This window comes from Leptospira stimsonii, from assembly GCF_003545885.1.
Lineage (GTDB): Bacteria > Spirochaetota > Leptospiria > Leptospirales > Leptospiraceae > Leptospira > Leptospira stimsonii.
Genome location: NZ_QHCT01000005.1, coordinates 217,115 through 237,759, shown reverse-complemented (window position 1 = coordinate 237,759; position 20,645 = coordinate 217,115). Strand labels below are relative to the sequence as shown.

The 20,645-nt window shown below is 44.1% G+C and carries 17 protein-coding genes and 1 pseudogene; 12 read left to right on the top strand and 6 right to left on the bottom strand.

The window, feature by feature from the left end:
• Nucleotides 1-545 precede the first annotated feature (545 nt).
• Nucleotides 546-812 carry a hypothetical protein gene (locus DLM75_RS17810; RefSeq protein WP_118969844.1) on the bottom strand — a complete coding sequence of 89 codons (267 nt, stop codon included), beginning with the start codon at nt 810-812 and terminating at the stop codon, nt 546-548.
• A gap of 325 nt (nt 813-1,137) precedes the next feature.
• On the opposite strand from DLM75_RS17810, the gene DLM75_RS17805 reads away from it, so the two are divergent.
• The 9 genes from DLM75_RS17805 to lpxB all read left to right on the top strand — a co-directional run bounded on the left by DLM75_RS17805 (nt 1,138) and on the right by lpxB (nt 11,428).
• Entirely contained in the window at nt 1,138-2,184 is a 1,047-nt protein-coding gene (locus tag DLM75_RS17805) for an MBL fold metallo-hydrolase (protein WP_118969843.1), read from the top strand.
• Nucleotides 2,185-2,662: 478 nt separating this feature from the next.
• On the top strand, nt 2,663-3,304 hold the full coding sequence (ruvA, locus tag DLM75_RS17800) for a Holliday junction branch migration protein RuvA (protein ID WP_118969929.1): 642 nt from the start codon (nt 2,663-2,665) through the stop codon (nt 3,302-3,304).
• Nucleotides 3,305-3,932: 628 nt separating this feature from the next.
• On the top strand, nt 3,933-5,105 hold the full coding sequence (sucC, locus tag DLM75_RS17795; protein ID WP_118969842.1) for an ADP-forming succinate--CoA ligase subunit beta: 1,173 nt from the start codon (nt 3,933-3,935) through the stop codon (nt 5,103-5,105).
• A gap of 12 nt (nt 5,106-5,117) precedes the next feature.
• Nucleotides 5,118-5,993, top strand: a complete 876-nt coding sequence (gene sucD, locus DLM75_RS17790; RefSeq protein WP_069606686.1) for a succinate--CoA ligase subunit alpha — start codon at nt 5,118-5,120, stop codon at nt 5,991-5,993.
• 45 nt (nt 5,994-6,038) lie between these two features.
• Nucleotides 6,039-7,616: a TolC family protein gene (locus DLM75_RS17785; protein ID WP_118969841.1), complete on the top strand. Its 1,578-nt coding sequence runs from the start codon at nt 6,039-6,041 to the stop codon at nt 7,614-7,616.
• Nucleotides 7,617-7,635: 19 nt separating this feature from the next.
• Nucleotides 7,636-9,069, top strand: a complete 1,434-nt coding sequence (locus DLM75_RS17780; protein ID WP_118969840.1) for an SH3 domain-containing protein — start codon at nt 7,636-7,638, stop codon at nt 9,067-9,069.
• A gap of 42 nt (nt 9,070-9,111) precedes the next feature.
• The gene (locus tag DLM75_RS17775) at nt 9,112-9,354 is read left to right on the top strand and encodes an FmdB family zinc ribbon protein (protein WP_118969839.1); all 243 of its coding nucleotides are present in this window, start codon (nt 9,112-9,114) and stop codon (nt 9,352-9,354) included.
• A gap of 6 nt (nt 9,355-9,360) precedes the next feature.
• Entirely contained in the window at nt 9,361-10,209 is an 849-nt protein-coding gene (locus DLM75_RS17770; RefSeq protein WP_118969838.1) for an LpxI family protein, read from the top strand.
• A complete protein-coding gene (gene lpxB, locus DLM75_RS17765) occupies nt 10,163-11,428 on the top strand; it encodes a lipid-A-disaccharide synthase (protein WP_118969837.1) in 1,266 nt (421 codons plus the stop codon). The genes DLM75_RS17770 and lpxB overlap by 47 nt, the downstream gene beginning before the upstream one ends.
• 38 nt (nt 11,429-11,466) lie before the next feature.
• On the opposite strand, the gene DLM75_RS17760 is transcribed toward lpxB, so the two are convergent.
• The gene (locus DLM75_RS17760; RefSeq protein ID WP_118969836.1) at nt 11,467-11,949 is read right to left on the bottom strand and encodes an SRPBCC domain-containing protein; all 483 of its coding nucleotides are present in this window, start codon (nt 11,947-11,949) and stop codon (nt 11,467-11,469) included.
• A 50-nt stretch (nt 11,950-11,999) separates the two neighbouring features.
• On the opposite strand from DLM75_RS17760, the pseudogene DLM75_RS17755 reads away from it, so the two are divergent.
• Nucleotides 12,000-12,320 (top strand): annotated as a pseudogene (locus DLM75_RS17755) (ArsR/SmtB family transcription factor); the annotation flags it as partial.
• A 201-nt stretch (nt 12,321-12,521) separates the two neighbouring features.
• Here the strand turns inward: DLM75_RS17755 and DLM75_RS17750 are convergent.
• From DLM75_RS17750 to DLM75_RS17735, 4 genes are read right to left on the bottom strand one after another with little or no spacing between them, the layout of a single operon-like run.
• Nucleotides 12,522-12,935 (bottom strand): hypothetical protein, encoded by a 414-nt coding sequence (locus tag DLM75_RS17750; protein WP_118969835.1) that lies wholly within the window; start codon nt 12,933-12,935, stop codon nt 12,522-12,524.
• A complete protein-coding gene (locus DLM75_RS17745; protein ID WP_118969927.1) occupies nt 12,905-15,076 on the bottom strand; it encodes an LIC_12586 family protein in 2,172 nt (723 codons plus the stop codon). The genes DLM75_RS17750 and DLM75_RS17745 overlap by 31 nt, the downstream gene beginning before the upstream one ends.
• A 56-nt stretch (nt 15,077-15,132) precedes the next feature.
• The gene (locus tag DLM75_RS17740; protein WP_118969834.1) at nt 15,133-15,780 is read right to left on the bottom strand and encodes a tetratricopeptide repeat protein; all 648 of its coding nucleotides are present in this window, start codon (nt 15,778-15,780) and stop codon (nt 15,133-15,135) included.
• Nucleotide 15,781: 1 nt separating this feature from the next.
• Entirely contained in the window at nt 15,782-17,806 is a 2,025-nt protein-coding gene (locus tag DLM75_RS17735) for an ATP-dependent helicase (RefSeq protein WP_118969833.1), read from the bottom strand.
• Nucleotides 17,807-18,801: 995 nt separating this feature from the next.
• Here DLM75_RS17735 and DLM75_RS17720 point away from each other — a divergent pair.
• Together DLM75_RS17720 and DLM75_RS17715 are read left to right on the top strand one after the other, a co-directional pair.
• Nucleotides 18,802-19,380, top strand: coding sequence for an NUDIX hydrolase (locus DLM75_RS17720; RefSeq protein WP_118969830.1), 579 nt, complete (start codon nt 18,802-18,804; stop codon nt 19,378-19,380).
• Nucleotides 19,381-19,383: 3 nt separating this feature from the next.
• Nucleotides 19,384-20,640, top strand: coding sequence for an MFS transporter (locus tag DLM75_RS17715; protein ID WP_118969829.1), 1,257 nt, complete (start codon nt 19,384-19,386; stop codon nt 20,638-20,640).
• Nucleotides 20,641-20,645 lie beyond the last annotated feature (5 nt).

Below are 20,645 nucleotides of genomic sequence, written 5' to 3'. Positions count from 1 at the left end.
ACTCGTTTTTCCTTTTTCGGAGGACGACAAAAATCCTACAATTGAAAATTACGTTTCCAGATCGGATCTCCGTAACGAAGGGCCGGAGAAAACAAAAGGCGGATCTTTTCTTCGATGCCGAACTTATGCAAAGAGGAATCGACTCGACTGGAGAATTCGACGTAACGAGAACACTTCTTCCGTAAACTTCGCACGCGCCCACCCGAGTTTTTTGGCGAAGAGGAAGGAGAAAAATTTCAGGAACGTTTCTCTATCAGAAAATCAAACTTTCTGCAAGGAACAAATACCGTGAAGGAGCACCTTCAAAATTCCCGATTTGGATGTTGTTGATTCGTGATCGTCTTTTCGGATTACAGCGGAGAAAAGAGTCTCGAAGAAGCGTCCCGGATTTCAATAGAAGAAAGTTACCTTTTTCCTGAATCGGAACGTTTTCCATTCTTCAAGAAAAAGGGTTTAAAAAGAAACCCGAACGATCGTCCGGGTTCGACCAAATTCAATAAACTATAGATTCAAATATTTTAAATTATGAATTTATAAAATACGGATCAATATCCCCCGCCGCCACCGCCGCCGGATCCACCTGAACCGCCCGAACTACCGCAGATCCCAAGGACACCGAGATAAAGGGAATCGCAGGCGCCCATAGTGGGATTGGAAGCTGTGCAACCTACATAAGCCGCAACGGCGCTGTTGCATTTTTTCTTGTCTTGGTCTTTTTTCTCTTTGTCCTGATCTAAACCGAGGTTCGAACAGGAAAGAAAGGCAAGAGCAAAGGTCGCGAGCGAGAGTTGAAAAAGTGTGATGAGTTTCACGAGAGTTCTCCTTTGAAAGAGGGAAAGGTGATCCCTCTAAGATCAGAGACTATGACTCGAAAGAGGAAAGAAAATAGAAAAAGAGAAATAGATCCGCTTGGGGAATGAACGATCTCTTTTTTGGAACTAAGGATCCGAACCGCTTCGAATCAAGGTGAAAAAATTATTTTCGAAAGAGTTTTCTGGATTCTTCATTTGAACCGAGTTCCCGAGCCTGATTTTTTGTCATTTGAGGTTTGTTTTTTCCTTTTTCGTATGAAGAATCAAAGGAACTTTAGCGAATCCGGAACCTGGTGAAACACTCGGGTTTCGAATTGTAAAACCAATGTATATAAAACCTCTTTTTCTCTTCTTAAACATTCTATTTTTCCTTCAGTCTTGTTTTCCCGTAGATCCGGAAAGAGTCCGTTCTTCGCACTTTCATGACGGGAAATACCACAATCTCGAAGAGGATGAAAGACTAGGGAAAAGTTTTTTCTCGGTGCTTCGTTGGAAGCTACTGGGACCGAACGACCCTCTCGCAGTGGAAGGTGATGTCGGAAAGATTCCGAACGTGCTCCCAAGAAACAAAGAGGATTTTTTGGCGCCGGAAGGAAAGGTGAGAATCATTTGGCTCGGTCACGCTACGGTTTGGATCGCCGCCAATTTCCACGGAAAGAGAATGCACATTCTAACGGACCCGATTTTCACCGGAATTCCTCCTTTTGTTAAGCGACTTACGGACCTTCCGATTCAACCGGAAAATTTTCCCGGTGTGGATGTGGTCGCGGTCAGTCACGCGCACAGAGATCATCTTGATATTGATTCCATAAAGAAGATTCAAAAACTATTCCCGGAAGTTACCATTCATCTTCCTTCCGGTATGGGAGAATTCGCAAAGGAAGAAGCCTTTGAGAATACGGTGATCCAGGAATGGTGGTCCGTTTCCGAATACGCGGGAACCAAGATTCATTTTCTTCCTGCGAAACACTGGAGTAGAATGGGTCTTACCGATACGAATCAATATCACTGGGGAAGTTACGCATTCGAATTTGAGAATATTCGAATCTACTTCGGCGGTGACACCGGTTTTTCAAAACACTTCGCCGAAATCGGAAAAAAATTTCCTCAAGGCTTCAACGCTACCGTTCTTCCGATCGGCGCCTTCAAACCCAGATGGTTTATGGAACCGGCTCATATCGGACCGAAAGAAGCCTTGGATGCGAGTAAGATTCTCCAATCTTCGATGCTTCTTCCCATTCACTGGGGAACGTTTGCACTTGGAGACGATCTTCCCTCGGAGGCACCGCTCTTTCTCAAAAAATTACAAGTGGAAACCAAAGACGCGACTCCCCTGAAAGTCTGGACGATCGGAGAGATCGTCGATTTGTGATCAGGAGAATTTTTCCGGAAGGGTATTTCTGAAAAAGTGAATTTGTGTGAGTTCCTACTTTTTTTCTCAGGCAAAGAATAGAGTAAGCACTCGAAAGAAGACAAGCTTCGTTGTAAAGAAATGTCCAATCCTTTGCTCCGACAAAGGAAATCATTTCGAAAAAAAAACGTAAAAACGGACTGAAAGTCCGTTTGAAGTAAAATCCGGCAAGACAAACCGATCCTCAAGAACATAAAGATTCTCTTATATTTTGATCGTATCGATTTAGAAATAAGCGCGCCATTCCTAAAATCGGAATTCCAATCTCAAGTTTTATCTACGCTTTGAAAATGACGAAAGGTAGAAGAATTCGAAAATTTTTGACTCTGTTGTAAAAGTGGCTCGAGCTTTTCCGTCCTCTTTCACCTAAGGGCTAACGTTTCACCGGGAGAGAAAATTTATCTTTACGATCAGACTTCTCGTGAGCGGATGGGAGGATATGATCTCAGGTCTGAAAGGAACTCTTAAAAAATTGGAAGTCGGATTCGCTCATCTCGAGACGGGCGGAGTTACCTATGAAATTACGATCTCCTTCAAAACCTATCTCGAACTCAAGAGCCTTCCCTCCGCAAAGGAAATCCATCTCCATATCTTTCACGCGATGAATGAAAGAGGACAAAGACTTTTCGGATTCTTGACGGAACAAGATAAAGAATTCTTCAAAGTGATGAAAGGCCTTCAAGGAATTGGAGAATTGACCGCTCTCAAAATTTTATCATTCTTCTCCGCGGAAGATCTCTATCGAATCGCTCAATCCGGCGAAGCCAAAGAACTCGAGAAAATTCCCAAGGTGAAAGGAAAAACCTCGGAGAAGATTTTTTTCGAGGTGAAACAAAATCTGAAAAAGTTGGAGCTCTTTCTCTCCGGAACTCCCGCAAAAGGGACTTCCCTTTCCGTGGTTTCTCCCACTTCGTCTCCGGAAGAAGCCGCCGCATCTCGGAGAAAGGAAATCGCGATCTTAGGTCTCATTCAACTCGGTTTTGAAGAAAAGGCCGCAACCAAAGAAGTGGAAAAGATATTGAAGAATTCTCCGGAGATCGACCCGGGGGAAATCATCCGAGAAATTCTAAAAGGACTCTGAAAGTGTGAGTTCCTACTTTTTTGGAATTTCGGAAGATGCAAAGGGGAACAGTTTTCAGGAAAAAGAATTCCATTTTTGTGTGAGTTCCTACTTTTACTAGGACTTTGAAGAACCCAACCTCCATTTCAAAAGCGAACGATTTCATTCGTCGATAGGAGTTCCTACATTTTCATCCAATCAGATCTCTCATAGGAAAAATCGGATTCTTTTCTCGAGAGAAATCCTCGGATCATTTTTTAAGCATCGTTCTTCTGGTGGAGTTCCTACATTCCCCGAAATGGAAACGTCCTTTTTCAAAGACGAGACTCTCGATTGGAGTTCCAACGAAATTTCGTTTCACGAACCAATTCCAAAGAAAACCCAAACAAGCCACTCCAAAACGAAATATCACTTCAAGAACTCACAAAAGTAGGAACTCACACATTTCAGATTCTTGCCCAAAAGAACGGGACCTCTTTTCATCCGTAAAAATCAAAGGAAGACCCAGAAACCCGGAATCCCGACCTGCAAACGCGGATTCTCCTGAATTTTTTACTGACACCAAAGTTCCCGCCGAAAACATTATAAATTTAGAGAAAACTGTTCCTCCTACTAAAAGCACTGAACTAAGTTCAATGAAGGTTAATTCATGAAAATTCACGAGTATCAGGCAAAAGAAATCCTGAGAAGGCATAAAGCCAACGTACCTTTTGGGGTCGTTATCGATAGTAAAGAAAACGGATCCAAAGCCCACGACGAAGTTACCTACGCAACCGAAGGTTCCGTAGTAGTTGTAAAAGCGCAAATCCACGCAGGTGGACGCGGAAAAGGCGGTGGAGTTAAGGTCACCAAAACAAAAGACGATGCATTAGCCGCAATCGACAAGATCCTCGGAATGCAACTCATCACTCCTCAAACCGGACCCGAAGGAAAAAAAGTCCTAAAAGTATATCTGGAGCAAGGAATCGACATCGCAAAGGAATACTATCTGAGTATTCTCCTCGATCGTTCTATTCGTAAAACCATCATCATGGCTTCTACGGAAGGTGGGATGGAAATTGAAGAAGTTGCCGAAACACATCCGGAAAAAATCCTCAAACTCGCAGTGGATCCGGGAATCGGACTTCAAGTGAATCAAGCAAGACAACTTGCCTTCGAACTCGGACTTCCGATCGAATCTCACAAGTCATTCCAAAGTCTTCTCTTCGCGATCTACGAAGCCTATATCAAAGAAGACGCATCTCTTTTAGAAATCAATCCTCTCATTCTTACCAAGCAGAATGAAATCGTTGCGGGCGACTGCAAGATGGATCTGGATGAAAACGCACTCTATCGTCATCCGGACAACGCGGCTTATCGCGACGTAACGGAAGAGGATCCTCTCGAAGTGCAAGCTTCCGAGTTCAACCTCAACTACGTGAAGTTAGACGGAAACATCGGTTGTATGGTCAACGGAGCCGGACTCGCAATGGCGACGATGGACATCGTTAAGATCGCCGGCGCTGAACCCGCAAACTTTCTCGACGTGGGAGGTGGAGCGAGCAAGACCACCGTTACCAACGGATTCAAAATCATCCTCGGTGACCCGAACGTAAAGGGAATTTTCGTAAACATCTTCGGTGGAATCGTTCGTTGCGACATGGTCGCCGAAGGAATCATCGAAGCCGCAAAGGCTGTGGATCTCAAAGTTCCTCTCGTGGTTCGTCTTCAAGGAACCAACTCGGAACTCGGAAGAGAAGTCCTCAATAAGAGCGGACTCAAAATTACCGGAGTCGACGACCTCCGTGAAGCGGCAAGCACCATTGCCAAACTGATTCAATAAGAGAGAACACACATGGCAGTATTAGTTGATGAAAATACAAAGGTTGTAGTTCAAGGAATCACCGGTAAGGAAGGTTCTTTCCACGCAACTCAGATGTTAGCTTACGGAACCAAAGTGGTTGCCGGAGTAACGCCGGGAAAGGGCGGATCGAAATGGGAAGACAAAGTCCCCGTTTTTAACACGATCCACGACTCCGTAAAAAACGAAGGCGTAAACGCGGCTGTGATTTTTGTTCCTCCCGCTTTTGCGGCGGATGCGATCATCGAAGGAATTCTCGCAGAACTTCCTCTCGTGATCTGTATCACGGAAGGAATTCCGACCCACGACATGCTCAAGGTTTATAGTGTTCTTAGAAATTCTAAAACCAGACTCGTGGGACCGAACTGTCCCGGAGTGATCACACCACGTGCGAAACAAAAACTGGGAATTATGCCAGGTTTTATTCACAGCCCTGGTTCTGTGGGAATCGTTTCCCGTTCCGGAACCTTGACTTACGAATCCGTGGCTCAGATCACAAAACAAGGTTTAGGTCAGTCCACTTGTATCGGAATCGGGGGAGACCCAGTTCCCGGTATGAACCATACGGAAGCGATCAAACTTTTAAACGAAGACCCTGAAACAAAAGGAATCGTAATGATCGGTGAAATCGGCGGAACATCCGAAGAAGAAGCGGCCGAATACATCAAGAATTACGTAAAAAAACCGGTTGTCGGCTTTATTGCTGGTCAAACGGCTCCTCCGGGCAAAAGAATGGGACACGCGGGTGCGATCATCAGCGGAGGGCTGGGAACGGCTTCTTCCAAAATGAAAGCGATGCAAGAAGCGGGAATCCACGTTTGCCAATCCATTGCAGAAGTTGGAGAAAAAATGAAGAAGGCTCTGGGATAACCAGGGTCTATCTTACAAGGGTTCCAAAACAGAAGGAGTAACGAAATGGATCAAAAAGTACAAAATTCAAAACAAAGGATTCTACAAACAAAGAATCTGGGAAGAATTCTTCTGGGAAGTTTCGTTCTTCTTCAAACCTTCTCCCTCTCTGCCGATGAGACGCTCAAACTTTCTACGGAAGAAACCGTCAAGAGGGCTTTAGAAAGCAATTATAGCTTACAAAACCTTCGCTACGAATTGGCGAAGTCCGATACGAATTTTCTCAAAAACGATTCGAAGTATTCTTGGAGATTGGTAGCCGACGGAAAATCCAGTCAGTCGATTCTTCCTTTCAACCAAGCAAACCTGCTCTCAGGAACAAAGATCTCGGACGATACCATCAAAGGTGGGATCGAAAAGACGCTTCAAACGACCGGAACCTATTTCAAAGTGGAAGCAGGAACCAGAAGATTTGACTCGAACGCATTTGAAAACGCATCCACAACTCCTGCAGGATTTTCTTCTTTGGGAATTCCTCCCCTTTATACAGGATTTGTAAGAGCGACGATCAGCCAGGATCTTCTCAAAAACTCTTTCGGTTACAAGGGAAGAAACGAGGTTAAAATCTTAGAATCCCAAGCGGAAATCGCAAAGAATCAGGTTTCGCAACAAATTTCGGGAGTAATCGTAGATTCTCTCGTGGACTTCTGGGACTACTCGATCAAAACCCAAGCAGTCAAAACCTACAAACAACTCGTAGAGAACACAAAAAACATTCGCAATCTTACCGTCCGCAAACAAGGACTCGGACTTTCCGAAAGTTTCGAAGTCAACCAGTGGAACGCACTCTTAGCGCAAGCGGAGAATCAGCTGGAAACGGCAATCGTTCAAAAAGAAGAAGCAAAAAGAAAACTCGTTCGTTCCTTGAAAATTCCGGAAGGAACCTCTCTTTCGGAAGAAACAAATCTTTTAGAAGATCTCGCTGAAAAACCGGATTATTCAAAAGATTTAGAATATGCTTACAAACACAGAGCTGACTTTTTAAACGCTCTCAAACAAAAAGAGATCGCGGAAGCCGCACTGAAAAATGCGAATAACGACAGACTTCCCACTCTTACAATTTCAGGAACAGGCGCGAGTCAGTCTCAGAACATCGTTTCCCCGCAAGAAAACTACACCGATAACAATCACGGTATCACGACCGCAAAATATAAAGAATGGACCGGACAAATGAACTTCGTCTATCCTTTGGCTGATAAAGGAATCTATGCGGGTGTAAGAGACGCGAATATTTCCATGCGTCAGGCGACTCTGAAAGAAGAAGACTTGAAAAACGAAGTCAGAGACGACGTAAAAACAAGAATCGAAGCCTTGGAAGCGAGTCACAGAATTTATAAGAATAATATCATCACAGAAAGAGAAAGTGGGAACTATTACAACGGAGTTCTAAGAAGCTTTCGTCAAGGAAGAGCGGATGCGGTTTCCGTAAAAAACGCCTTGGATACACACGTGCAAGATGAACTTCGCCTAACACAAGCAAGGGTGAACTTCAACATCGATCTCTTACGTTATTATCTCGCGAAAAATTCGCTTCTCGAGCGTTTTCAAGTGGATCGCGATAAGCTGATTCCAAACTTAGATTGATCCAAAGCCGGGGTAGGACTTGAGAAAGAGCTTTTTTGTTTTCCTCGGCCTTGTTTTTGTTTCCATCCTTGTCGTTTTTCTTACCTGGAAGTTTCTGACTCGGAAAACAGATTCCGTTTATAAGAATTTCTCCAAAGGGAATTGGGAAGACGTCGTCTTAGAAGTCCTAAAAAAGAAGGACCCGGATTTGGAAGACTATTCCTTTGCGTCCATGGCATTGGCTGAATTCAATTCTTCTTTGCTAATCCTTCCCGCGGAAAAAAAAGAAAAGCTCGTGCAGAAATTCTCCGAAAAATCGGGGCTCAAATTTACCAAACGAGACGTTTCCGGAAGAACGATCTTCACATTCGAAGACAGATTCTTTTCCTATCTTCCGGATGGATCCTTTCTCAAAACCAGAGCCCTTTGCAAAAAATTGACTCTCGGCGCGGAATACGAAACTTCCGATATTCTTTCCCGCCATCTCACAAAACTGATTTCTTCCAACCCTCTTCCGCTCTACAACGAATACAACCAAGCGCTTCTGAAATCCCTCGCTTCCGGCTCCGCGAGAGAATTGGATGAGACTGGAAGAACAAAACTTTCCAAACTTCTCGAATACTTTTCGGGAAGAGAGGATTCTCCATTTAGCGCGAGTAAGGCGGAAATCGAAGGGAAGAATCTGAACGTAAGAACCGGACCGGGAACCGAAAACCCGATCGCGTTTCAGTTCAAGGGTGGAGAAACCGTTTTCATTTTGGATCGTGATTCCCGCACCGAAACGATCGCAGGTAAAAGAGGAAACTGGAACCAAGTTTTGGACCTCAGAAACGGCGCCGTAGGCTGGATCTTTTCCGGATTCTTAAAAACGATTTCCCCCGATCTTACGATCGCTCAAACAATGGAAGAATCCTTTCGTGCGATGGATCGAGCTCCAGTTTGGGATTTCGAAACCTGGAAAGAATCCTCTCCTCCTTTCGGATTTCAGGGAGAATACCATACAACCGAAAAAATCGCGTTGGACGGCGATATCGGAATCGTCATCCATTCTTCCAAAAATAAATACGATTTTATCTGCCGAGGTGTGGAAGAGCCGTTCCGTGATTTGGAATTCTACGTTTCCTTTTTAGGCGGAGACGAAAGTATTCCCGTTTTTACTTTGTTTGCGGGAACTCCCGGAGATTTAAACAAGGCCTTTGAAATTTCAATCGATAAGGAAAGTATTTCCATCAACCGAAATCGATACATTACGGGGGATAATTTTTCTAAAAAGAGATTTCGTCTAAATATACATAGCACCGGTTCGGGCTTTAATACCGGTTTGACGCTTTCCGAAAAAAAGGTTCTTTCGGGAATCGATTCTTTGGAGTCGATCGACGCGAGCTCCGGAATTCGTTGGAGACTTTGTCTTCCGATGGCGAGGGAAAACGGAGATTCGAGCGTGAGCGTTTTTCAGTTCAAATTTATTCCGTGACGAGAAATCATAAATTAGAAAATTCTAATAGAGAGAATCAAAATGCCGACATATGACTACAAATGTAAAGCCTGCGGACAAACGTTCGAAAAATTCCATTCCATGAAGGATGATCCGATCCGCGATTGTCCACTTTGTGGTAAAGAAGGTGAGGTCGAAAGAATGATCTCCAACGGATCCGGGATCATATTTAAAGGCACCGGATTTTACGTAACCGATTATAAAAAAAGCGGTTCTGGAGAATCTTCCGGATCGACGACCTCTTCCACTTCCTCTTCGGACTAAGTTTTAGTGGGAAGATTAGGAATTCTTGCCGGTGGAGGAGAACTTCCGCATATCGGAATGAAAGAGGCCCTCTCCGCCGGCGAGGATCCTCTTCTGCTGTCCATCATAGAATCCGAATTCCAAGTCGGAGAATACTCCGACCGGAATCTCCCGATTCATATCGTCAAGATCGGAACCTTGATGAAGATATGCAAACAACATAATATAGATCGTCTCCTTCTTCTGGGGAAGGTAAAAAAAGAAATCATCTTTAAGAATCTAAAATTCGATCTTAAGGCGATCAGTCTTCTCGCGAGAATGGTCAACAAACACGATTATTCTATCTTTAAAACCGTCTCTGAAGAGTTCGCAAAAGAAAAGATCACGATCATTTCTCAGAAGACGTATCTTAAATCTCTTTTTCTTCCCGAAGGAAGATTCACCAAAAAAGCCCTCAGCAAAAAAGAATTGGAAGACGTCGCCTTCGGAATGGAATACGCAGAAAAGATGGCGGGACTCGATATCGGTCAAACCGTCGTCGTTCTCGACAAATCGGTTCTTGCAGTGGAAGCGGTGGAAGGAACGGACCTCGCGATTTCCAGAGGCGGCTCCTTCGCAAAAAAAGGAAAGGCAATCGTTTGCAAAAGTTCGAAACCTCGACAAGACGATCGTTTTGACCTTCCCACCGTGGGCGAAGAAACATTAAAAACCATGCACGAGAACAACTGTGGAACTCTTGCCCTAAGAACCGGAGAGACAATCATTGTTCATCCGAAAGAATTTATAAACCTTGCAGAAAAACTGAAAATTCACATCTTGAGTATCGGCAGTGGCAACCTTACGAAAATCAACTCTACAACCAAAAAAATCAAGTAGCCATCCCGCGCCCAAACGCGAAAGCGCGACTCTCAAAAGAGAAGATCCGAAAATTCTAATGCTCGCCGGAGAACATTCGGGCGATCTCTTGGGTGGAGAATTGATCCGAGAACTCAAAAAGAATTTTCCGGAACTGGAAACGTTCGGAGTCGGCGGAGAAAGAATGATCGAGGAAGGTTTTCATTCCATAGAATCCATGGAAGAACTTTCCATCATAGGATTCTCAGCGATCCTTTTTAAATACAGGTTTTTAAAAGCTCTGATCGGAAGACTTCTCGACGCGGCAGTGGAAAGAAATTGCACGCACGCGATTCTCATCGATTACCCCGGCTTCAATCTTCGACTCGCGAAGGAATTAAAAAAATTAGGAATCACCGTCATCTTTTATGTTTCTCCACAACTCTGGGCTTGGAAGTTCAATCGAATCTACGGAATCCGTGAAACGGTCGACCTTATGCTCGTTCTATTCCCTTTCGAAAAAGAAATCTACGATCGTTATGGAGTTCCTTGCGAGTTCGTGGGGCATCCTCTCGCGGTTCGTCTCCGGGAAAAGATACGAAAAGAAGCTCCGATCGAAGAACCGGAAGAAAAGATTCATCTTCACGCGACCGTCACATTGATGCCCGGATCAAGAAGCGGAGAAATTAGAAGAATCTTAAACGATCTTTTGGAAACCGCCGGACAACTTTCGGAGCACTACGAATCGGAAAAAAAGAAAGTCCGCTTCTTACTCCCCAATATCAATCAAAAAGAAGAATTGTATATTCTCGAACAGATCGAACTCGCAAAGACAAAGTATTCCCACTTAAAAATCGAATATCTTTTTGACCGATCCCTAAGAGCGATCGAAGCATCGGATTTGGTCCTCGTAACTTCGGGGACTGCAACATTGGAAGTCGCCTACTTCGAAAAACCGATGGTGATTCTCTATAAAGTGAGTATGTTCACCTATGCGATCGGGTCCTTCTTCATCCGAACTCCCAATATCGGGCTCGTAAATATATTATCCGGAAAAGAAATTTGCAGAGAATTGGTACAAGCAGAATGTACTCCGGTTCATATCGTTGCGGAATCGATCGATCTTCTTGAAAACAAAAAATATCGAAACAAGGCGATCGAAGAAATCCGAAAGGTGAAAGAATCTCTTGGCAGTGAAAATTCTTCCCGACACGCCGCGAGAGAAATCACAAAACTCATCAAAGGGATTCCGAGAAAATAAACGAGGTCGCATTGATTACAAGGAATCGAATAGATCTCTCAAAAGAATCCTTTTCTCAAATTGATCCCGTATTCTAAATAGGCTTTGAGACAACAGCTCATATTCATCCAACCCTGGCAGTTCATATAAGAACCGTCCAAGGCGGCTTGTGATTCTCTCCAACCGGATTCCCTGATTCTCAATAAAGTTGAATTCTGTCCCAAAGATTCGAAAATCATTTCCACCCGGGTTTTGTACAAGCCGACGCTCAATAAATCTTTTGTACCTTCATAACTTCCTTCGTGAGCATCCCATTCCAGAACAATTTTAGAATTCATCACAACTTCCCTTACAGAGACCGTTGTACCTTCCTCCGATGGGAAATCCGCAAATTTCCATACAACCTCCGTTTCTTCTTTTAAAGGTCCGCTCGCTCCTCCGGTCGTAAAATAACCGCTTAAGTGTTTCGGATCATAGACGGCTTCAAATACTTCCTTTAACGGTTTTTGCACTTTGGTCTGAACCGTAAATTTTAATTCCATACAAATTCCTCTTGCTAATTAAGCTATTTAATATGTTATATTATTACAACATGTTTACGAATGACAAGCAAGATCCCGTTTTTAAAGCTCTGGCTGATTCAAAAAGAAGAAAAATTTTGGATCTTTTAGAAGAATCTCCGATGACCACAGGGGAAATCTGCGCTCATTTCGAACCTTTGGATCGATGTACGGTTCTACAACATCTCAAAATTCTGGAGGTCTCCGGGCTTCTCATCGTAAAAAGAGAGGGACGGATTCGGTGGAATTATTTAGACTCAGTTCCCATACAGGAGATCTACAATCGGTGGATTCGAAAGTATGCCGTGCCTTCGGTGGAAAGATTGACGAGCTGGAAAAAAGAGCTGGAAACATCCCCGCAAAGAGCTGAGAAAAAAGTTCGAAAATCCGTTCCGAAAAATTCTTTGAGGAGAATTCGTCAGAAGAATCGAAGCTTGCGCTAAAGAAGTAAACCAAAGAAAAGGTGGACCTCTCTCATCGACCTACGACTCCAATCGGAGAACGAATTTTACAAAGACGTAAACTTCCTGGCTGTTTTTCGGGTAAATCGAAGACTAACGTGTTGCGTTTTCCGAAGAGATTCTTTTTAATACGACCAGATCTTCTCCCCAGAGTCCCTGCCATGTATTCGTTTTGAGCTCCCGAAAAAGAAAATAACCGCTCGGTGTTTCTTCTCCTCTTTTTCTGAGTTGAAGCCCTTCACCGTCCTCCATAAGGAACAATTTTGTCTCTTTTTCTTCTTCCAAGAGAACCGCTTCCTTTTCACTCAAAAAACGAATCTGGACCAAGGGATGGATCGGAGCGACTCTCCACGTTCCGATCAGATCGACTTTGACGGAAGACTTTTGACCCGATTCTTTATTGTTCGATCCGAAAAAGGAAATATAAATTCCAAAGCACAAAAGGATCGCGAGCAAGAGCCCGGAAGAAATTAGAATTATCTGTCTCCGATTGATTCCAGTTTGCATTCCCCTGCTTCCTCCCTAAATTTTCGACTGATAAAAGCTTCGTTGAGTTTTCCGTTCGCGCTGATTCGGATTCGATTTTGTTCCACTGCGCCGTAACCGGTAAGATCAGCGGATTCATTCTTCCAAAAAATATTTCTATAGTACGATAAAGTCGGTAGAAGATTCAGCTCGTAACCGAAATCGAATGGTTCTCTCAAATTCAAAGGAAGTGAACGTTTGTCCTGAAATCGGGAGCGATTGAAACTCACGTTATGCAAAACATTTAAAGAATTATGTAGAGCGAGAAAATCGTCTCCAAAAAGACGAATCGTAGTGTCCGAAGTAACCGATTCCGGAATGATCCAGGATCCGCAAAAACCGCTCACGGGTTCTTCCCAGGGCATATCCGTCGCCTTAACTCTGAAATCCATATACGGATTGTCTTGACCGAAGGTGAAATTCGCGAATCCTTCCAAATAAGGTACGTCGTTTTGATATCCTTTCAAATCCAATCTGGAAAAGAACGGAACGATTTTTCCGTCGAGCGTAACCCTTCCCAAATCCTTTTCCTTAAAACGAAAAGACTTGAGCTTCCAGTGAATCGTCGCCGTAAAAAACTCCATTAGATATTTGTAAAATGGAGTTCGGGTCCATCGAATTTCTGGGATAAGTTTTTCCTGCCTGGTTCGAATATCCGTCCGAATCCAATTCTTCCACGAATGATAAATCGGAAGAAAGTTTTTTACCGAGATTCGAGCCAACTCCAAATCCCATTTCCAATCGTTGTAAAAAGGATAGAAAAACGCACCGTTCGCGCGCGGAGATTTTTTCCAACCGGTCTTTCCATGAATCGACATTGCCAGAGTTTCTTGGAACAGATCCCCTTTCGCGTTCAGCTCCAATAGATTTCCGGGAAGAACGTTCGCAACCACCTGATCAAAACGAATCTCTAAAAAAGGATCCTTCCAGCGAAATCCCAGAAGACTCAAAGAAACGTTGCTCCGGATCCAATCGTTATAATTTCCGGTTTCTTCCCATTTTCCTTTTAGGTTCAGTTGACCTTCCAGAATCTCCAAATCTCCGGGAAGTTGAAAGACGGATTTAAGTTCTTGAATATTCTTCCAATCGGCAAAGATTTCCCAAGTGGAAAGTTTTTTCGGATTGATTCCGTACGTTACTCGAAACACGTTCTCTTCTTTTGTAAACGTATGGATTTGTTTTTCTCCCGTCTCATCAAGTTTAAGATCCATCTCGTGTAAGAGGTCTGCGTCTTTTAGATCGGGTATTCTCAACCCCAAAGGAAGCTCCTGCTGAATTTTACCCGATACGTTCGTAAAATGATTCTTACCCGTCACGGAAAGTTTTTTTCCGTTGAGAAGAATTTCGTATTCTCCGGAGATTTTTCCCGAGGTCAGAAGAATTTTTCCGAACAAAGAGTAAAGCCCGCGGATCTTTTCAGCCTTCACATTCTGAAAACGGAATATACTTTTGGATTCTTCGGAGTTAAATTTAGTCTCGAAGGTTCCTTGTATAAAACGGGAATAAGGTAACGGAAACAAGGAATCGCTTACCTTTACGATAACGCCTTCGGGTTGTTTGGTGATGACGATATCGATCCCCTTGATCGCGTTTAATACTTCGTCTCCGCCCTTGGAGATCGTAATCGTCGTATTGATCAATCTAATTTCGGGAATGTTTATCTTCTGCACGTAACCGATCAATTCTCCTGCGATCGCGTCCTGAAGATCGAGATTGAGGGAAGAATCTTTGACCACGATTCCTTTGATATAGGGTTGTCCTTTCCACAAACCGCCGAGACGAAATTGTATTTTGTTCGTTCTGAATAGAATATGATTGAGCGCGAAGTCCTCTTCAGAGGAGATTCTAAAGTCCTCGAAGACGACAGCGTTTGGGAAGTCGTATTCGACGACTCCGAGTGTTACGGCGCGCCCAAGTTCCTGATTGATAAAATTGCGAGAGAGTTCTTTGAGACCTCTTAGATCCAAAAGACGCGTTCTCACGTAATAACCAACCGATTCGACGACAATCGCGTGAATGCTCAAAAGTAAAATGAATGTGATGAGGATAAATTTGATTCTTCTATTTTCTCTTAAGAAAACAAAGAAGGAACCGAGAAAACGAAGGAAGTCACCGGGAGCCAAGGACTTCGCCTTTTGCCAAACCCGGTTTATAAAAGTTCTATTGAGTAAGGAACGGATTATCTTGGAAGAACCTGAGAAAGTTTTTCCTGGATCTCTTTCAGAGCCGGACTTTCCGGAAATTTCTGAAGACCCTCTTCCAGAACGATCTGGCATCTCTTGAATTCCTTGATTCTCATAAAGCTGTTGGCAACCGTCTCATAGAAAAGAATGTCTTTTTCAAAATCCTTTTCTCTGGAAGCGCGGCCTAAAATTCCAAGAGCAAGACCGTATTTTTCTTCTTGGTAAAGAGCTTTCGCATACATCTTTCTGCGAGTTGTGGATTCGTAATTTTTATCCACGGTTTCCGATTTTCTGAAATGAACGATCGCATTCTCCGTGTCGTTGATTCCCAGATAAGCGGTCCCTAAGTAATGATCCAAGTGTTCCAGACCCTTTCCTTCTTTCGAATTTTGGATCTCTTTTAAAACGATCGATGCTTCTTTATAAGATTCAATCTGCAGGAGAAGTTTTGCCTTTTCCATCAAGAGAGAAGAACGTTTCTTTTCGTCCAAAGGCGTGGTGGAAAGTTGGGAATCGATTCCCTGAATTTTCGCGCGGACGGCCGATTCTTGCGAAACGCCTGGATCCACGGATTTCTGACCGCTTGCACAGGCGGTAAAAACAAGTATTGTTACCAGAGTCAGTATTTTTTTATCTAAAGCCATTCTACGATCCTGTTTTCAATTTTTCCAGCTCAGCGAAGAAGTCTGCCGTTTCTTGCTCTCTGGATTCTTCGTTGGAAACCCAGTCCAAAGTCTCCGGATCGATTTCCGCCAAGAACCGGGAGGCCTGGGTAGCCATTTGCTCCCCAAACTTGCGCCGATTTGCGGCCCCTGTCAAGCATAAATGCTTCCTCGCGCGGGTCATAGCCACGTAGAGAAGGCGTCTTTCCTCGTCTACGGAAGATTCTTCCGTTAGCACTCGAGAGTTAGGAAGAATTCCCTCTTCCAGTCCTGGGACATAAACCGAATCGAATTCGAGCCCCTTTGACTGATGAATTGTGAGGAGTTGTACCCGATTGTCCTCCTTGTCATCATCGGAGGGAGTTTCGTCCTCCATAAGAAGATTCAGACGATTGATAAAATCAAAAAGGGTCGGCTTTTCTGGAGAATCATGATTCTCCTCAAAATAGGACATCATGTTTACGAGTTCGGAAAGATTGAAGGTTCGGGCTTTCGCGATCTTCTCATCCTTCTCTTCGAGAAGAATTTCTTTTTCGATTCCGACTTCCTGGATGAATTCACGAAAGGCGAGATACATCTTCGGCATCGTAGCGAATTTCTTTTTGGTTCGTTCGATAAGATTTACGAAATTATAAATTTCAGACTGGATTTTTTTTTGTAATCCGGGAATAAAATCGGGAGACTCGCAGACTCGAAAAAGAATCTCATATAAGGATTCTTTCATATGTCCCGCTTTTTCGTGAATCAGAGAGATACTTCCGGGTCCGATGCCTCGTTTCGGATAGTTCAAAACACGGAGAAGAGATGCGTCGTCTCTTGTGTTTGCGATGAGGCGGATATAGGAAATCATATCCCGAACTTCCTTACGATCGAAGAAGTTATATCCACCGATGAGCTTATAAGGAATCGATCTGCTTCTGAGTTCTTCCTCGAAAGGTCTTGTCTGAAAATTCGTTCGGAAGAGAATCGCGATCTGGCTTCCTACTCTTGCGTCCTTGATGATCTCTTCTCGGATACAGTCGACGACATAGGCGGCTTCGTCCTTTTCGTCCATTCTTTCTATATAACGGATCTTTCGACCTCCCGGAATGGAGGAAAAAAGCTCCTTTGATCTTCTCGAAAGATTGTTTTTGATAAGCGAATTCGCTCCGCGGATGATGACCTGTGTTGAACGATAATTCTCCAGAAGACGCACAACGTTGCTTTCCGGAAAATCCTGTTCGAAATTGAGAATCAGACTGAGATCGGATCCTCGGAAGGCATAAATCGACTGATCATCGTCCCCTACCACGCAGAGATTTCGATTCTCCCCCATGAGGGCCCTTAAAAAGACATACTGAGTTTGGTTGGTATCCTGGAACTCATCCACCATGAAGTATTGAAACTTCTTATGATATTCTTCTCGGACCTCCGGAAATTCCTTCAATAAAACTCCTGGTAGAAGAATGAGGTCGTCGAAGTCCAAGGAATTTTGTTCTTTGAGCGAGGTCTGATAACTATCAAAGATGAGATTCGCGATTTGATCCGATTCCACAAGCGAAGAATCCAGATATTCCCTGTAACTTGGACCCGAGTTTTTGATTCGGGAAATTTTCCCGAGGATTTCGGAAACCTTCGTTTTTTTGAGTTCGACTTTATTAGCAATCAATAATGTAGTTACGAACCCTTCCTGATCGTTTTGATTCAGGAGAAGAAAGGGATGTTTGTATCCGATCAGTCCGATATGTTTTTTGAGAATGTTGAGGCCGAGGGAATGAAAGGTGGAAAGAACGATTCCTTTTAATTTCTGTCTCGGAATCATCTTCCGAACCCGTTCTTCCATTTCTCTTGCGCTCTTATTGGTAAAAGAGAGCGCAACGATCTTTCCGGCGGAAACTCCCGCGTTCTCGATCAAATGTGCGATTCGATTGGAGATAACGCGGGTTTTTCCGGATCCGGCACCGGCAAATATAAGAATCGGGCCGTCTACGTGGCGGACGGCTTTTTCCTGTTCAGGATTGAGCTTCATGGGACATGTGACATAATTAGAGCGGGAAAGATTCTGTCAATCCTGTACACTGAGAATTGCAAAAACGATCGAAAGAATCGGAGTTCCGACCCTCACTTTTCGAGGGATTTCTCTCTTGGAGAAAAAGAAGGCTCCGAAAAGAATGGAGGGAAGATGAGACCGTTTTCACCGGAAAAACAAGACCAACGGAAGCCTTGTCGGAATTCCGACGTCCTCCGTAAAACGCGCGGACCCCACCCGGATTTGGGTGGAGGGGAGCGGAGGTGGGAAAACTCGGGACATTTTTCTATATCAGAAAAACGTAATCTTGCAAGTAAAAAGTTTCTTCTCCTCTTTCGTAGGAACTCCTACAAAAATCCGGCTTTTCGTGTTTCTCATGGGAGCCCTCTTCTGAGTTCTACTTCCTTAAAGGCGAAAGAATCGGATTCTTCTAAAGAGGCCGTTTGTTTCCGATGAAAAATCCGTCGGAATTACGACGCTCTCCCGTGAAGATCGCGCGCCCCACCCTGACCTTGGGTGGAGGGGAGCGGTGGTGGGAAAACTCGGGAGAATTTCCTTTATCAGAAATCTCTAATAATACAATGAAAAATTTTTCCACCTCTCTTCGTAGGAACTCCTACAAAAATCCGTTCCTGACTCGTTCCCATTTTCCTCTTGAATTATTAAACGTAAGCATTCTTCCGCGTCGAGAAAACGAGAACTTTGCCGACTCTGTGCACTCTTTTCTAAGAATGATTTGGCAAAAAATTTCGGCAAATTCTTCCCTCTCAATAAACTGAAATGATATCAAAGAAAACGAACGCCTCCTCAACATCGTCGAAACTTCGACAATCCACGGTGATGTCCCGCATTCTCGTGAACCGACACTGGGCTCTTTTGAAATTTCCGTTGAGATCCGTCCATCAGAAAAACATTCTATTCTTAAGTTCGAACTCAGAACAAGAAACCATTTCGGAATTCCAACCTCGCAAAGCATTCCAAAAAAGTGGGAACCAATGAAACCCTTCCACCCCGAATCCTATGATCCCTTCTCCCATCTCTGGTCCAAAGCAAATCGAAAAGATTTGATACAGACTCCGATTTTCAAACTTGTTTCCTGGCACACCACTTCTCCGGATCAGAAGGTTTCAAAAGACTTCTTTCATCTGGAATCTCTCGATTGGGTGAACGTAATCGCGCTTACACCGGAAAACAAGATTCTTCTCATCGATCAATATCGACACGGAATCCATCGTTTCAGTTTGGAAATCCCCGGAGGAATCGCGGAAAAGGCGACGCTCTTGGAATCCGCTCAAGCAGAACTCGTGGAAGAAACGGGTTACGTCTCGGAAGATTGGGAATACCTCGGTAAGGTAACAGGCAATCCGGCGATCTTAAACAACTGGTGTCATACTTTCGTCGCGAAAAACGTTCATAAACTTTACGACCAAGATCTGGACGATAGCGAACAAATCGAAATCTTTGAAACACCGCTTGAGAATATTCCGAATCTCATTTCTGAAAATATCCTTCATCACGGGATGATGGTCGCCGCAATGGGCATGTATTTTATCAAACATCCACTTAAGAACTAAACGATGACACAAACTCTAAAAAAACACGATCCCTTTCAAGCTCTCAAAGTCGCCGACTACCGTTCCTTTCTCCTCGGTAAGTTTATGGTGACTCTTTCGATCAGCATCCAAACGACCGTCGTCGGCTGGCAGATGTATCACCTCACCGGAAGTAATCTTCACGTTGGATTTATCGGCCTTACCGAAGCGATTCCTTCGATCACGATGGCTTTGTTTTCCGGTCTCATCATCGATTCCTTTCCAAGAAAAAGAATCGTTTCTTCCGCTCTGGGACTTCTTTCCATCTGTTCCCTTCTTCTTCTTATATTAGTAGTTCCTAATATGGAATGGATTTTACGAGACTTCGGAGTTTATCCGATCTATGGAGTGATCTTTCTTTCGGGAATCGCAAGGGGATTTCTCAATCCAGCGACCGCGGCATTTCAAACACAACTCGTGGATAAAGAAACCTTTCCGAACGCCGCGACTTGGAGTGGAATTGCTTGGCAGACCTCTCTTGTTCTCGGTCCTCTCACCGGAGGGATGTTGATCGTCCTCGGTCTTTACATCGCTTATTCGGTAGATCTTCTCCTTATGAGTTCCGGATTTTTGATGATGCTTCTTGTAAAAAGCAAACCGGTCCCCGAAAAACCTGAAATCGGAGAAACGATTTGGGAGAGCCTTAGCTCCGGTTGGAAATTTGTTTCCAGTCATCAGATCATTCTCGGTGCGATTTCTCTGGATCTTTTTGCCGTTCTCTTCGGAGGCGCTGTCGCGCTTCTTCCATCGTTTACCGAAAAAATCTTAGGTCAAAGTCCGGAGATCTTCGGAATGCTCCGCTCCGCACAAGGAGTCGGCGCCGTCTTGTGCGCCTTCTTCATCGCGGCAAGACCTCCGAAAAAAAATTCCGGCTGGATTCTTCTTTCCTGTGTTTTTGGTTTCGGAATTTGTATCGTTCTTTTCGGTTTTTCTACGGATTGGAGAATTGCGTTTCTTTGTCTCATGGCCGCTGGCGCCTTTGACATGGTAAGCGTCGTGATCCGCCATACCATCGTGCAGATGCACACTCCGGATCATATGAGAGGAAGAGTATCTGCCGTGAATCATATCTTCATCGGTTCCTCTAACGAGATAGGAGAATTCGAATCCGGCGTGACCGCAGAATGGTTGGGAATTCGCAGATCCATCGTCGCAGGCGGCGCGCTCACTCTTCTCACGGTCGGTTTTGTAGGAGCGATCGCTCCTCGACTTCGGAAGATGGAACTCAAAGATATCATGTAAAGGAA

Excerpts from the sequence above, each read along its gene's own strand:
- DLM75_RS17805 (WP_118969843.1), top strand. The coding sequence starts at position 1,138 with ATGTATATAAAACCTCTTTTTCTCTTCTTAAACATTCTATTTTTCCTT.
- DLM75_RS17715 (WP_118969829.1), top strand. The coding sequence starts at position 19,384 with ATGACACAAACTCTAAAAAAACACGATCCCTTTCAAGCTCTCAAAGTC.
- sucD (WP_069606686.1), top strand. The coding sequence starts at position 5,118 with ATGGCAGTATTAGTTGATGAAAATACAAAGGTTGTAGTTCAAGGAATC.
- sucC (WP_118969842.1), top strand. The coding sequence starts at position 3,933 with ATGAAAATTCACGAGTATCAGGCAAAAGAAATCCTGAGAAGGCATAAA.
- DLM75_RS17740 (WP_118969834.1), bottom strand. The coding sequence starts at position 15,780 with ATGGCTTTAGATAAAAAAATACTGACTCTGGTAACAATACTTGTTTTT.
- ruvA (WP_118969929.1), top strand. The coding sequence starts at position 2,663 with ATGATCTCAGGTCTGAAAGGAACTCTTAAAAAATTGGAAGTCGGATTC.
- DLM75_RS17735 (WP_118969833.1), bottom strand. The coding sequence starts at position 17,806 with ATGAAGCTCAATCCTGAACAGGAAAAAGCCGTCCGCCACGTAGACGGC.
- DLM75_RS17750 (WP_118969835.1), bottom strand. The coding sequence starts at position 12,935 with ATGCAAACTGGAATCAATCGGAGACAGATAATTCTAATTTCTTCCGGG.
- DLM75_RS17775 (WP_118969839.1), top strand. The coding sequence starts at position 9,112 with ATGCCGACATATGACTACAAATGTAAAGCCTGCGGACAAACGTTCGAA.
- DLM75_RS17720 (WP_118969830.1), top strand. The coding sequence starts at position 18,802 with ATGAAACCCTTCCACCCCGAATCCTATGATCCCTTCTCCCATCTCTGG.
- DLM75_RS17785 (WP_118969841.1), top strand. The coding sequence starts at position 6,039 with ATGGATCAAAAAGTACAAAATTCAAAACAAAGGATTCTACAAACAAAG.
- DLM75_RS17760 (WP_118969836.1), bottom strand. The coding sequence starts at position 11,949 with ATGGAATTAAAATTTACGGTTCAGACCAAAGTGCAAAAACCGTTAAAG.